Below are 14,716 nucleotides of genomic sequence, written 5' to 3' on the forward strand. Positions count from 1 at the left end.
TATTCAAAAAAGAAGACAAATTGATGTTACTAGATTTTCATAGCTAAATAAAACTTATCAACGTAATCATTTTCTATAGCTAAAAGTAATTCATCTTTATACTTGCTATCATTAATTAATTTAACTAGTCGAGCATTCCTTTCTTTTAAACTCTCTATTACATCTTGAGAAGGAATGATATTTGATTTTGATGAAGTGTTTGATTTGCTTGTTAAAACTAAGTTCCAAATATCATCACTGTACATGAAAGACCACGGAATGACATGATCAACAGAAATATCATTTTCTTGTAATACTTTTCCAGTATAAAAATCAATTGCCTGATAGTTATTGCTTTTTAAAAGAATATTTTTATATTTTGTTAAACTGCTTCTTTTAATAGTATTATCAGAAATGCCTTTTACTTTAGAAGCAATTCTTGGAGAATGATTAAATTTTTCAAGAAGTTGAGCCCATTTAAAATTAATAAGTTGAGATAAAACAAAACTATATTCTTTAAGCGATAGTACTTGTTGTTTAGTAAAAGAAATAAACATGCAATTTTTATCTAAATAATAAAGATCATATTCTTTTTTATTTGCTAATTTAAATCTCCAGGAAACATCATTTTTTAATGTTTTAGCACTGTCGTTGATAATTTTACAATATTGTTTTTCATGTTTTAAAATAGTCTCAGCTTTATCAAACCAAACAGGAACATGAGTACGTTGAACAGATTCATATAGATCAATTAGAAGATTGACATTTTGAACTAAAATGGGAATTTTCTTTTTGTTTGGACTTTGATCAAGATGAAAGAAATAGGTTTGATTCCAATAATATTTAATCATCTTTTTTGCAATATGTTGAAATGTAAAAGTTACTTGTTTATCTAATTGATTTGTTTCAAAACATAGTTCAATAATAGCTCTTCCCCATGCAAGTTTATATGTATTATCATTATTCATATTTTCTATAATTTCTAACCATTGTTTGATATAGCTGTTCATTTTATTTCTCCAAATATTTAATATTATTTCTTTATAAATTTTAACATAAAAAAATGGATTTAAAAATTAATTTCTCTATATTTTGTTTGATACCACTTTTGCATAATGCTATGATTAAGAGAAAAAAAGCAAACGCTTAGGAGGAAAAAGAAATATTTGATAAATTATTTGAACCGATACAGATTCGTGGCATGGAATTAAAAAATCGTGTTATGATGTCTGCGATAGGCACGCATGAAAGTGTGGAAAGTGAAGGCAGAAAAAGTGTTATAGATAAGTTGATTGCTTATCATGTAGCACGTGCTAAGGGTGGCAATGGTTTAAATACGGTTGAGGTTACTGCTGTTGACAAAGCAAGTGCACATTTTGGATTTTTATTTATAGCTGAAGATAAGTATACTAATGGCTTAAAAAAATTAAATGATGTAGTACATGATGCTGGTGATAAAACATGTATTCAACTTTGGCAAGGAGGTTTAGCTGTTGCTTTAGATTAAAAAGCAAAAATTCTAGTTCCAAATGATATACCAGTAAATGCAGAATATACTATGCAAGAAATTACTTTTGAGAGATTATTAGATGTCATTAATAAGTTTGGTGAGGTAGCTAAATGTTCAGTTGAAGCTGGATTTGATTTTTTAGAATTTCATTGTGCTCATAATTATTTACCACACTCAATGCTTTCTAGTGGAATCAATCATCGAAGTAATGAATGGGGTGGGAGTTTTGAAAATCAATAGAAATTTCCACTTTAATGTATTAAAGCTATTCGTCAAAATATACCAGAAGACATGCCTCTATTTTTGAAAATAGATTGTCATGATGATATGCTTGAAAGTGGATTAATTCTTAAAGAAGTGATTGACTTTTGTAAAGATGCCAAAGAATATGGTGTCAATGTTTTAAATATATCACGTGGAAATATTATAACAGCTGTAACTCTTTATGAAGTAGCTCCTGTAGATATTAAAAATGGATTCAATGTAGAAGATGGTGAACGTATTCGTAAAGAAACAGGAAAGTTTACAATGCCTTGTGGACGTATCAATACTCCTGAAGTTGCTGAAAAGATATTAGAAGATGATAAAGCAGATTTAATTGTAATGGCGCGTGCGCAACTTGTCGATGCAAATTTTTGTAATAAAGCTAAAAATGGTCAAGTGAATCAAATTCGTTATTGTATTGGATGTAATCAAGGCTGTTATGATTACTTTTGTAATTCTTTGTATAATCCAAGTATCAAACATATTACGTGAATAAGAAATCCAGGATTATTAGAAGAAGCAACAGATAGTCTCTCTATGACTTTACATCCTAAAAAAGTTGTTATTGCAAGTGGAAAAGAATATTTATAAGATGGTGTTATTATGGTAGTTGTTTTAAATCAAATGACACAAGTGATTATGAAAAACTTGACATATCAACTCATATTATTGGTGATTGTAAAAAAGCAAATTTTGCTTTGATGCGTTTAGAGATGCATGTTATGCAGTATTAGATATTAATAAATAATAATAAAACAGGATGAACAACAATTCTATTGTAATATTCCTGTTTTTAAATTATTTTTAGAATTAGTATAGAACAATTATTAAATATGATAAAATTAGATAAAAGAAAGTTGATTATAATAGTTTAAAACCAAAGGAGATATGTCTATGTATTTTAAAGAACCGTTTGACAAAGAAAAAATTGAAAAACAACATGAAGAATTATTAAATATTTTTAAAGAAGATCTCTCAAATCTATCTGATAAAACAATTAAGAAACATGTACAAAATGTTGATTTTTTTATCAATGAATATTTATTAAATCGTAATAATGCAAATTATGAAGAAGTTAATAATGAAGTTGATTTGTTCTTTAGAGATTTCTTTATTAGAAAATGTATGTGGTCTTCACCAAATTCTATAAAAGAAACAGCAGCTAGTTTTAAAAAGTTTTATAAATCAATGATGAATCATGATAAATTTAAAAAAGATGACTATAAATGTTTATGCGATACCATTAAAGATGAAATGAAATCTTGGCAAGAATCATGTGATTACTATGATAGTGGAAAACCAAATTGGGATCCATTTAAATTTTAAAGGTAGGGTAATAAGAATTGTATAACGATAAGATTGAAATAGAAAGCCCTTATGGACATATTACCATTAGCTATGGTCGACATGATAAGCATCGAGTAAGAGTTCTTGATATAGATGGTGGTATGGAATCAGCAACTTATATAGAAGAAGAATTACAAAATGAATTACTTTTTGAATATATGTATTTATTTGATTTAATGTTTGATGAAAATTATTTAGAAGATAGACAAATTAATGATGTTTTATTAATTGGTGGTGGTGTTTTTCATTATCCCAAATATTTTTTAGCACATCATCAAGGAAATATTGATGTTGTTGAAATTAACAAAGTTCTTTATGATATTTCTAATAAATACTTCTATTTAGAAGAAACTATTAATAAATTTGATAAGAATAAAAATAGATTTCATTGTTATTTTGAAAATGGAAGAGATTATATAAAAAGGAACAAAAAGAAATATGATGCTATTTTAAATGATGTCTTTATTGGTGAAAATTTAGTATTAGAACTTCATTCATTGGAAGCAATCAAAAGAATAAAAGAATCTTTAAACCCACAAGGAATTTATATAACAAATATCATTGGTTCATTAAGTGGTAAATATAGTCAAAATATAAAGAATGTTATAAAAACACTCAAACAATGTTTTAAATATATTTATGTCTTTAAAGCACAAGAAAAGAATGAGCATCAAAAAAGACAAAACTTAATCGTTGTTGCAGTAGATCAAGAAGTTCATTTTAATATTGTAAGTTATCATAATATTAATCAAAAGAGATATCATCAAGGAATGATCGATCATGTTGATGATATTGATTATACAAATGGACGTATTTTAAGAGATAAAAATTTATTATAATTATTGTTTTATCTTAAAAAATATGATAAGTTTAATCCATGGGAATGAGGTTCTCCCTCGATTTATATCGAAACCGCTATTTGGCTAATGACTTCTGTGTAATACACAGGGTGATTAGCTTTTTTTGTAGGAGGAAACATGGAAAATAAAAAAGAATTATTAAAGTATATGATATTTGCAGGTGTTATGGGAATCGTTGTAGGAGGTATTGATACTGTTTTTGGTAAAGGACTTATTTTAATAGGTGAGATACGAAATAAATATTTTTGGTATTTAATTCCTTTTTTACCAATTGCAGGAATAGTGATTACTTGGCTTTACTATCACTTTAATGAACTGAGTTTAAAAGGAATGACACTTGTCTTTGAAACAGGTCAACAAAAAAGAAAAGGGATTCCTTTAGCACTTATTCCTTTAGTTATGATTGGAACATGGTTAACTCATTTATTTGGAGGAAGTGCAGGTAGAGAAGGGGTGGCTGTACAAATTGGAGCGACGCTCTCTCATTATTTTACAAAATATTTTCATTTTCCTAAGAATGGAAAAGTTTTGTTGATTACCGGAATGGCAGCTGGATTTGCTGGATTATTTCAAACACCACTTACTGCTTTGTTTTTTGCTATGGAAGTTATGGTTATAGGTAAAATAGAGTATGAAGCTTTACTTCCAGGGGTTATAGCATCTTTTACTGCTTCTTATACGTCACATTTTTTAGGATTGGAAAAGTTTAGTGTAAATATTCAACAAAGTATTAATATGAATGATTTAAAAAATATGATGTTAATGATTCTAGTAGGAATTATTTTGGGAATTGTTGGAAGAATATTTTCAACGTCGTTGAGTGCTTTAAAAACATTTTTTAAAAATAAAATAGAAAATCCCTATAAAAGAATAGGTTATATTTCTATTTTATTGGTGATAGGGCTAATGATTTTTAAAGGAAGATACAGTGGCTTAGGCACAAATTTAATTGATTTATCATTTTATGGAAATGTGACTTATTATGATTGGTTTTTAAAACTTATTTTTACTGTTGTAACTCTTGCAATTGGATTTCAAGGTGGAGAAGTAACACCCTTATTTTCAATAGGAGCAACTCTAGGATTTATACTTGCCCCAATTTTTCATTTGCCTATTGAATTATGTGTAGCTTTAGGATATACGGGAGTTTTTGCTTCAGCAACAAATACTTTAATTGCACCAATGATGATTGGATTAGAAGTCTTTGGTGGGCATCAAATGATAGCATTTCTTATTATATGTATTTTTTCTTATTTAGTTAATGGAAATAAATCTATATATACTGCCCAAATCAAAAATTTCTAACAAACATTACACGATGAAAGGCTTTACATTTCGCTATTTCAAAGATAAAATAGTAATGGTGATGGAAAATGGAATTTGATGAATTATTTATAAAATTAAAGGTGAATCCATTAAAACTCATTGAGTCAATTGTTCATGCTGGTGGATCATCAGTTATTTTGTTTAAAAATAGAAAAAGTGAAATCTTATATGTTAATGATCAGTTTTATCAAAAACATCCACAGTTTAAAAATAATAAGGAAGCAGTTATTGGTAAAACTGATTTTGATTTGTTTCCGGACTCACAAGAACACGCTAAACAAGCTTTTGAAGATGAACAACGTGTCATGGAAACAGGACAAGCAATTAATGTTGTAGAAACTGAAGGAAAAAATCATGATGGCTATACGCTTATTGCACATACAAGAAAATATCCGTTATATGATAGTCAAGGAGAAACAATCGGTGTTTTTGTTATTACAGAAGATATGACAAGTGATGTAAAGGCACTTAGAGAAAATCAAGAAAAAGCCAAAATTTTAACAAAGCTTAATGTTGAACTTTCACAAGAAAACGCTACAGATGCTTTAACACAACTTTATAATCGACGTTTTATTCATGCAGAATTAGATACATTGCATAAAGAATATTTAGAAAATAATACACCATTTTCTATTTTGTTATTAGATTTAGATAACTTTAAAAGTGTTAATGATAATTATGGACATCATATTGGAGATGAAGTTATTAAACATGTTGGAACTGTTTTAAATAATATTAAACATCAAAAATATCCAACTATGGAGCCATGTCGTTATGGCGGAGACGAATTTTTAGTTATTCTACCAGCTTATCAAAAAGATGGGGCAGTTTCAATTGCCAGAGATATTAAAGATGCCTTTGATCATGTTATTTTACATGCTGGTGCTTATCATGATATCGTAAGATTAAGTATTGGCGTTGCTGGTATTCGTGATGAAGAAACAATACAAGATTTATTAAATAAATGTGATCAAAGAATGTATATTTCAAAAAGAGATGGAAAACATCGTATTACTTATTGATGATAGTGTAAAAAGCTATCATCATTTTTTATTTTGAGATATAATAAAATCAACAAGGAAGTGATAAAAATGTATGAGGCAATCAAACAACTTGCACAAAAATACCATCAAGAAACAATTAATCAGCGCCGAGATTTTCACCACTTTGCTGAAAGAGGTTGGTTAGAAATACGTACAGCATGTCAAATTGCAACTACTTTAGAAAACTTAGGTTATGAGGTTTTAGTAGGAAAAGAAATTATGGATAAAGATGCGCGTATGGGATTACCGCCAGAAGCAATTTTTAATATTAATTATTTACGTGCTAAAAAAGAAGGGGCAAATCCTAAATATTTAGAACAAGTTAAAAATGGAATGACAGCTGTTGCAGGTATCTTAAAAAACGGTGTAGGGCCTGTTGTGGCTATTCGTTTTGATATTGATGCTTTAGGGCTTGTTGAAGATTCAACAGATGGGCATTATCCAAAACAAGAAGGTTTTTCTTCTTGTCATTTAGGAGCAATGCATGCTTGTGGACATGATGGTCATGCATCTATTGGTTTAACAACTGCTAAAATATTGATGGAGCTTAAAGAACACTTACATGGGACTTTGAAAATTATTTTTCAACCGGCTGAAGAAGGTGTAAGAGGAGCAAAATCCATTTGTGAAAGTGGTTTTTTAGATGATGTCGATTATATTTTTGCAGCGCATATTATGCCTCGTGTTAAAGATTACGATCTTTATTTTGGAATGAATGAATCATTTGCAACAACGAAATTAGATGTCATTTATCATGGAGTTTCAACACATGCGGCAGAATCTCCACAATTCGGTAAGAATGCATTGCTTTCAGCAGCTAACTGTATTATTAATTTGCATTCGATTCCTCGAAACAGTGATGGACAAACACGTGTCAATGTAGGAACGGTTCATGCAGGAACAGGTAGAAATGTTGTTCCTGATACAGCAAAACTTGAAATAGAAGTACGTGGTGTAACGACAGAATTAAATCGTTATATGGAAATTTATGCAAGAGATATTATTAACGCCTGTGCTTTGATGCATGATACTGTTGTTGAAATTAAACAAATGGGGAAAGCATTTGCTTTAAATTGTGATGAAGATTTTATGAATCAAATACGAAATATTTGTGTTAAAGAAATGCCCGATTTAAAATTACCTCCAGAAAATTTAAATCCATTAGGAGGAAGTGATGATTTTTCTTATATGATGGAATATGTCCAAGTTCATGGGGGTAAAGCTACTTATATGAAATTATTGACAGATATTACAGCTTCACCTCATAACACATCATTTAATTTCAATGAAGAAGTACTTAATAAAGGCCCACGAATCATGGCGTCTATTGCTTATACATTATTAAAATAAAGAAGCTAACTATTTTAGAATTTAAATCTGATACACAATTATTAATTGAAGGAAAAAATTTAAATGAAGATGAAATTAGTGAATACTTTACAACACATTTTAAGGGAGATTGCTTGTTAGCTGTTGAAGATGATTAATTGATTAAAATTCATTTTCATACAAATGAACTATAGAAGGTTTTAGAATATTGTTCAACACTTGGTGAAATCTATGATATTGTTATTGAAGATATGGATTGACAATCAAGAGGATTAAAAGGATAAAGATGCGAAAGCATCTTTTTTAATAACTTAAAAAATGTTATAATTGCGAAGCTATTTATAAATAAAAAAGAGTTTTTAATGATTGGAGGTAACCATGGTTAATATATTTGATACATTACCAAGAAACTTTTTTAATATATTTAATACAGCTGATCGTGTTGTTATCAGTGAATGTATTTGTGTTCTTTATGAGTATATTAAGGATGATGCATCCTTTGCATCTTTAAAAGAAAACTTGATTTATGAGTTAACAAAATATTTTAGTAGTCACTTAATTGAACTTGAAGAACTTCAAAGTCAATCACCAAGAGAGCGCGCACTTTATGTCTATCGAAGATTAAAAGAATGTGGATGGTTAAGTGAAGAAGTTGGTGAAAATTACCATGTTTATGCTAGTTTTGAAGATTATGCTATTAGTATCATTGAAACATTAATAAATTTAGAAGAAGATCGTGATATTGAGTATTCAAGTATGGTTTATAGTATTTATTCGCAGTTTAAAAATTTTGATATTGAAAATGGATATAAGATTCTTGATGCACAATATAGTATGACAAAAAGCTTAATGACAAAATTAAAAAATTTGAATACAAATATTAAGCGTTATATCAAACGTCTTGTTCAAGATAATATGAAAAATGATTTAAATCAAATTTTAGATTCTTTATTAAGTGATTATCAATTAAAGATAGTAGATCGTGCTTTTTATAATCTAACAACTAAAGATCATCCTTTAAAATATCGTAATAGTATCATTTCTCAAATTCAAAGAATACAAGATGATCAAGCAACATCTGAAACAATTATAGGAAATATCATGCTTTCTAAAGATTTAACTTATCAAGAGGCAATGGATTTGTTTTATAAACAAACATCTTATATTATTGATGCCTTTGAAAGTATTTTAGATTTAATTAATGAAATCAATCGTAAAAATGAAAAGTTTGTTGCTTCAGCAACAAATCGTATTATGTTTTTAATGAATGTAAAAGAAGATATTGGTGGAAAAATCAATGACATCATTAAAGAAGGGCAAGAATGTCCAGAAGTGTTTGATCAAGTAGCAAAGATTTCAATTAATAAATACTTAGATCAAAATTCTTTATATTTACCACGACAAATAAAAAAAGTTAAAAATACGGATTTGATTTTAGATACACAATTAGATGAACAAACACGTTTAATGGCGATTGAAAAACTAAAACAAAATGAAAAATATACAAAAACAGCCATTGAAAAAAATGTTTTACAATGTTTGGATCAACAAGAAACAATATTGGGTTCAAATTATTATGATCAAAATAAAGATTTATCTTTATTTATTTTGACATGGCTTTATGGTTATAGTCAAAATGCTCTATATAAAATAGAACCACAAGAAAATATTATAAAGAAAGATCATTATCAATTTAGAGAATTTATAATAAGGAGAGTTGAAGATGAATAAAAATGAACTGATGAAAAATATGTCACAGGCATATTTGTTATTATCTGAAAAAAGAAAAGAAGAATTTTCACGTATTTTAAATCGGTTATTAGCGGTTAATTTTATTTGTGGTGGAAGAAAAAGAGATCGCGAAGATTATTATTTTATTAGTGAAAATGAACAACTATTTAAAGATTTTTTAATGATGCTTGATTATGATTTTCATTTATATAAAGCAGACCGTGTAATCTATATCCATAATTTAAATAATTACAATCATTTAAATCTTAATCAAATGCAAACAATTGTTTTATTGTTACTTAGAAAACTTTATTTTCAAAAATCACAAGAGTTACAAGATACTGAATTTATTCATATTTCCCTTGGGGAACTTCATAGTGAAATAGAAGCAACTGGTATTTATAACGAACGTCTAAAAAAGACAGATTTAAAAAATATCTATCATTTCTTGTCAAGGTATAATATATGTGAACGTATTGGTGATTTAAACGAAGATGATACACGTTTAATTATTTATCCAACAATTAATTATATTTTACCAATTCAAAAAATTGATGAAATCAATCAACGTATTCAACAATATAAAAAAGGAGATCACGATGAAAACATTAACGAAAGTGAAACTGATTAATTGGCATACTTTTTCTAATGAAGAATTTGAAATCTATAAAAATGCCTTAATTACTGGAGAAAATGGAACAGGGAAATCTACAATTTTAGATGCGATTCAATATGTTTTAACTGCTGGTAAATGTAAATTTAATAAAGCAGCAAGTGATATTGGAAATCGTACATTAGAGTCTTATATTCGTTGTAAAACAGGAATTGAAGGGCATGAATATGCTAGAAATGGTGATGTGACAACCTATATTGCATTAGAGTTTTATGATGAAAAAACAGAAAAATATCAAATTATTGGAACTGTTATTGATTTACCAGCTGGTGGAAGATTAAATAGAGATTTTTTTCAAATTATTGATTGTAAAATCAGCGATGTAGCATTTATTGAAGAAAGAAGAGTTTTGACGAGAAAAGAATTTAAAAAAGCTTTAATTGATCATCAACAAACAGGTATTTTTAAAGATACAATTAAAGAAGGAGAAAGTTTATTTGGAAATGCTTTAGGTGTTAAAAGTAAATATTTTGATTTAGTAACGAGAGCACTTGCTTTTAAAGCAATTGATAATGTTTATCAATTCATTGTTGACTTTTTATTAAAAGAAGACTTTGTTGATATTCAAAATTTAAGAGACAGTATCAAACACTATAAAGTTCTTGAAGAAAAATTAAAAATATCTAAAAAAGAATGTGAATCATTAGAAGGTGTTGTAAGTCAATATGACACTTATTTAGATACGCACTTTCAAATGGATGTTTTAGAATGTTTAAAAGAAAAATTACAAGAAAAGCAATTACAAGCTATTATTGATAATAGTCAAAAGAAATATCAAAAAATAAATGATCAGCTAAATTTTGTACAACAAAAACTTACACAATTAAATCAAGATGAAGAAACTTATCAAGAAAGATATCATCGTTTAGATGAATCATTAAGAGAAAACGAAACCTATAACTTAAAAAATGAATTACAAAAAGAAAGTGAACAACTCAAAAAAGAAAAAGAAAAAAAAGAAAACAGTTATCAAACTCTTATAACAGAAATTAAACAAGAAATACAATTATTAAAGAAAGTAAAAATACCAAATAGTTATATCCAAATTCTTCAAAATCAAGATTATCAAACAGAAACATTGACACATGCATTTAGAAATATTGTAGAAGAAGTTTCTAAAAGAACAAAGGATGTTACTGAAAAAATATCACATTTAAAAATTGAAATGACACAAACAGTTGATCGTTTTAATGAATATTGTAAAGAATATGATTCTCTTAAAGAAAATCAACTTTATTATAGAAAAGAAATTCAAGAATTAATTCAATTACTAAATGAAAAACTTACAAGTCATTATGGAAAAACCATTGAAGTTAAACCATTATGTGAATATATTGAAGTTAAAGATGAAAAATGGCGAAATGCATTAGAAGGATATCTTAATAGTCAAAGATTTGATTTAATTATTGAACCAGAATATTTTGAATATGCATTGCTTGTTTATGAAGAATATAAAAATAAAAGAGGTATATATGGTGTAGGAATTGTTGATGTTGCGAAAATGTCAAGATATGAAGATGTGGATGTTAAAGACACACTTGCAAGTCAATTAGATTGTAAAAATACATATGCTAGATGGTATGTCAACATGTTGCTTTCTAAAGTACAATGTGTCGATGATGTTACACAACTTAGAAATTATGCTACAGCGATTACGCCAACATGTATGCTTTATAAAAATTACACAGCACGTGCAATCAATCCACGTATTTACAATAAACCATACATTGGATTAGGTGCTATTAAAATTCAATTAGCGACAATTGAACAAGAATTGGAAAACCTAAAACAAGAAATCAAATTACAAAAAGCAAATTATGAAGATTTAAAAAATGGTCAAGCATTATTAAATCAATCCAAAGCAGATCATATCTTCTATCGCTTAGATTTAATTGATGAATATCATAATTTACTAAAAGAATATCAAGAAATTAATGATCGCTATGAAAAATTAATTTTAGATGATTCACTTATTTCTTTACAAGAAGAATGTGATGCAGTAAAAAAACAACTTGAAAAAACAAAAAGAGAAAAAGAAGACTCACTTATGAAAAAAGGAAGTCTTGAAAATAATCTAGAAACATTTAAAGAACAACTTGAACAAACGCAAGAAGAATATCAATTATTACATGAAAAAATAGTTCAATTTGAAATGGAGCATGTTGATGTTACTCAAGTAGCTGATCAACAAGTCGTTATTTATTTAAAACGTTTTTCTAAAGATTTTAATGGTATGAAAAATGATATTGAACAACAAGGAAATGGTTATCAACGAAAGGCAAACCAAATTGAAAATCAAATAGTCATGAAAATGAAAGATTATAATGATGATTATAATATTGGTTTTGAAAATGCTTTAACAGATATTGAAAGTTATAAACAAAGATACCATCAATTAAAGGAGATGGATATTGTTTCTAAAGAAGAAAAAACAAGACAAGCAAAACTTAAATGCGAGGAATCTTTTAAAACATCTTTTATTTCTGGATTAAATGAAAAAATTGAAAATGCTAAAAAAGATATTGCTGAATTAAATAAAGGATTAGCACAAAGAGATTTTAATGGTGAAACCTATGAATTCTGTGTTTCACCAACTTCAAGAGATGATTTTAAAGAATACTATAAGATCATCCAATCAGGAAAAGAATATATGGTGAATAATCTTTTATCTGAAACATTAAGTGAAAGTCAAAGAAGAATTATGGATGATTTATTTGTAAAATTATCATCTGTAGAAAATGATCAAGAAACTGAACAAATGCTCATGGAATATACAGATTATCGAAATTATTTAGATTATGATATTAAAATCAAATATGCAAGTGGAGATTATGCATATTTTTCTAAAGTTAATAAAGAAAAATCTGGTGGAGAAACACAAACACCATTCTATGTCATTATGGCAGCAAGTTTTGAACAAGTTATTCGTAATAGAAATCAAAATGAAGATTTTGGTTGTGTCGTTATTTTTGATGAAGCATTCAATAATATGGATGAACAAAGAATACAAGAAATGATTAAGTTCTATAATGAACGTGAAATACAAACATTTATTGCTGTACCACCTTCAAGAGCAGGTACAATTATTCCTTATGTTAATACAAGATTGCTTGTCATTAAACAGGGACAACAATCCTTTGTCGAAGGATTTAGAGATGAATGATTATCGTCAATTGATCTTAATAGAGTTTATTAATCGTTATGAAAATAGTAGTTACTATAAAGGTAAAAGCGATGGTCCAAGGAAAATATCTATTGTATTGCATAAAAGATTTCCAGAATATGGACAAAGCTTCTTTTATGAAATTACTGAAGAACTAGAAAATATATCTTTTCAATTAAAAGAAGAAGGAATAGTTACTTTTTCTAAGAAAAGTATTCCAGGAAATAGAGAAATAATTTTAAATCAAGAAGAAAGCAGTATTAAAAAAATATATCAGGAACTTAAAAGAGTCTCAATTAAAGAAAAAATAATGAATTATCTACATCAGCTTGATGAATATCATGTCGAAGGATTTGTGAAAGACTTTATAGATGAAATGAAAAAGAAAATCATGCATGATCAAAGTCTTTCTCCTTATTTAAAAAGTTATGATTTAGAAGATTTAGATTCTGTTATAAAAATACTTAATGGAATGTATTATCAAGATGAAGAAATTTCATTTAGAAAATTTTCTGAGAAAATATTAAATGATACTAAGAAATTAATAAAGTATAAAAAAAGAATATTACATATTGTACATGATTTTTATGATGATTCTTTAGAAAATGAAGATGAGGTCTTTGAAACTTTTTACATTAGAAAGAATCCAGCTTATGTTTACATTAGAGGAAATGCTATTTTTAAAATTAATAATCAACTGATTGATTTAAAACAAATGAAGCAATATTTTGTTTTACCAAGTTTATGTATTAAAGATTTAACAATTCAAAATATTGATGCAAAACAAGTAATGACAATTGAGAATTTAACATCTTTTCATGATCTTTCTTTAAATGATAATTTTTATATTTATACAAATGGTTTTCATAATCATGCGATTCAACAATTTTTAATAAAACTTTATGATTTTTTAGGTGATGAAGTGAATTATCTTCATTTTGGTGATATTGATGCTGGTGGTTTTCATATATATAACGATTTGTGTAAAAAGACACATATTCCTTTTCAAACGTACCATATGGATGTAGATACGTTAAAAAAATATTATATATATACAAAGAAATTAACTAAAAATGATAGAAAAAGATTAAAATCTATGAAAAATAATGAAGTTATTACTTACATGTTAAAAAATAATGTCAAGTTAGAACAAGAAATAGTAGGAGATAGCTTTAATGAAAGGTGAAACACTAATACGTTTAGAAAGTTTACAGAAGATTGTCTTTCATTCACTAGCTAATTTGGCTAAATCTATATCTATAGAGACAAGCAAACTTTAAGAATGCTACCAATGGGATGATAATAATTACGATTTACAGCAGATAAAAAAAGAATTAGCAGATGTGATTATTTATTGTCAAGATTTATTGGATTGATTAAATCTAGATGTAGATGAAATTGTTCAAATGAAAATGGTAATGAATGAAAAGAAATATCCAATTAAATAAGAGTTGAAAAATGGCAGAATATGTCATTTTTTTCTTATTTTGT

General features: G+C 27.1%; 10 protein-coding genes, 2 pseudogenes and 1 riboswitch. Of the genes and pseudogenes, 11 read left to right on the plus strand and 1 reads right to left on the minus strand.

The genetic code is table 11. The features are described 5' to 3' along the window. Nucleotides 1-29: 29 nt before the first annotated feature. Complete coding sequence (locus Fi14EGH31_RS07410; RefSeq protein WP_200765322.1) at nt 30-989, minus strand: HNH endonuclease domain-containing protein; 960 nt, start codon at nt 987-989, stop codon at nt 30-32. Nucleotides 990-1,141: 152 nt separating this feature from the next. On the opposite strand from Fi14EGH31_RS07410, the pseudogene Fi14EGH31_RS15350 reads away from it, so the two are divergent. The 11 genes and pseudogenes from Fi14EGH31_RS15350 (at nt 1,142) to Fi14EGH31_RS07470 (ending at nt 14,411) form a co-directional block, all read left to right on the plus strand. After that, nucleotides 1,142-2,245 (plus strand): annotated as a pseudogene (locus Fi14EGH31_RS15350) (NADH:flavin oxidoreductase). 402 nt (nt 2,246-2,647) lie between these two features. Next, nucleotides 2,648-3,079 (plus strand): hypothetical protein, encoded by a 432-nt coding sequence (locus Fi14EGH31_RS07430; protein WP_048923777.1) that lies wholly within the window; start codon nt 2,648-2,650, stop codon nt 3,077-3,079. Nucleotides 3,080-3,096: 17 nt separating this feature from the next. Beyond that, on the plus strand, nt 3,097-3,939 hold the full coding sequence (locus Fi14EGH31_RS07435) for a spermidine synthase (RefSeq protein WP_107029384.1): 843 nt from the start codon (nt 3,097-3,099) through the stop codon (nt 3,937-3,939). Nucleotides 3,940-3,970: 31 nt separating this feature from the next. After that, nucleotides 3,971-4,043, plus strand: a riboswitch (Fluoride riboswitch). Between the two features lie 34 nt (nt 4,044-4,077). Continuing rightward, nucleotides 4,078-5,265, plus strand: coding sequence for a chloride channel protein (locus tag Fi14EGH31_RS07440; protein ID WP_200765325.1), 1,188 nt, complete (start codon nt 4,078-4,080; stop codon nt 5,263-5,265). Nucleotides 5,266-5,333: 68 nt separating this feature from the next. After that, nucleotides 5,334-6,308 carry a sensor domain-containing diguanylate cyclase gene (locus Fi14EGH31_RS07445; RefSeq protein ID WP_107029385.1) on the plus strand — a complete coding sequence of 325 codons (975 nt, stop codon included), beginning with the start codon at nt 5,334-5,336 and terminating at the stop codon, nt 6,306-6,308. 69 nt (nt 6,309-6,377) lie between these two features. After that, nucleotides 6,378-7,679: an amidohydrolase gene (locus Fi14EGH31_RS07450; protein ID WP_022002535.1), complete on the plus strand. Its 1,302-nt coding sequence runs from the start codon at nt 6,378-6,380 to the stop codon at nt 7,677-7,679. Between the two features lie 11 nt (nt 7,680-7,690). Beyond that, nucleotides 7,691-7,918, plus strand: a pseudogene (locus Fi14EGH31_RS15355) (kinase to dihydroxyacetone kinase). Nucleotides 7,919-8,036: 118 nt separating this feature from the next. Further along, the gene (locus Fi14EGH31_RS07455; protein WP_200765326.1) at nt 8,037-9,389 is read left to right on the plus strand and encodes a Wadjet anti-phage system protein JetA family protein; all 1,353 of its coding nucleotides are present in this window, start codon (nt 8,037-8,039) and stop codon (nt 9,387-9,389) included. Then, nucleotides 9,382-10,020, plus strand: coding sequence for a DUF4194 domain-containing protein (locus Fi14EGH31_RS07460; protein WP_022002533.1), 639 nt, complete (start codon nt 9,382-9,384; stop codon nt 10,018-10,020). Before Fi14EGH31_RS07455 ends, Fi14EGH31_RS07460 begins: the two co-directional genes overlap by 8 nt. After that, on the plus strand, nt 9,989-13,225 hold the full coding sequence (locus tag Fi14EGH31_RS07465; RefSeq protein ID WP_200765327.1) for an ATP-binding protein: 3,237 nt from the start codon (nt 9,989-9,991) through the stop codon (nt 13,223-13,225). Before Fi14EGH31_RS07460 ends, Fi14EGH31_RS07465 begins: the two co-directional genes overlap by 32 nt. Next, nucleotides 13,218-14,411 (plus strand): Wadjet anti-phage system protein JetD domain-containing protein, encoded by a 1,194-nt coding sequence (locus Fi14EGH31_RS07470; protein WP_162297487.1) that lies wholly within the window; start codon nt 13,218-13,220, stop codon nt 14,409-14,411. Before Fi14EGH31_RS07465 ends, Fi14EGH31_RS07470 begins: the two co-directional genes overlap by 8 nt. Nucleotides 14,412-14,716 lie beyond the last annotated feature (305 nt).

It is taken from the genome of Faecalibacillus intestinalis, assembly GCF_015097455.1.
Taxonomy (GTDB): Bacteria; Bacillota_I; Bacilli_A; order Erysipelotrichales; family Coprobacillaceae; genus Faecalibacillus; species Faecalibacillus intestinalis.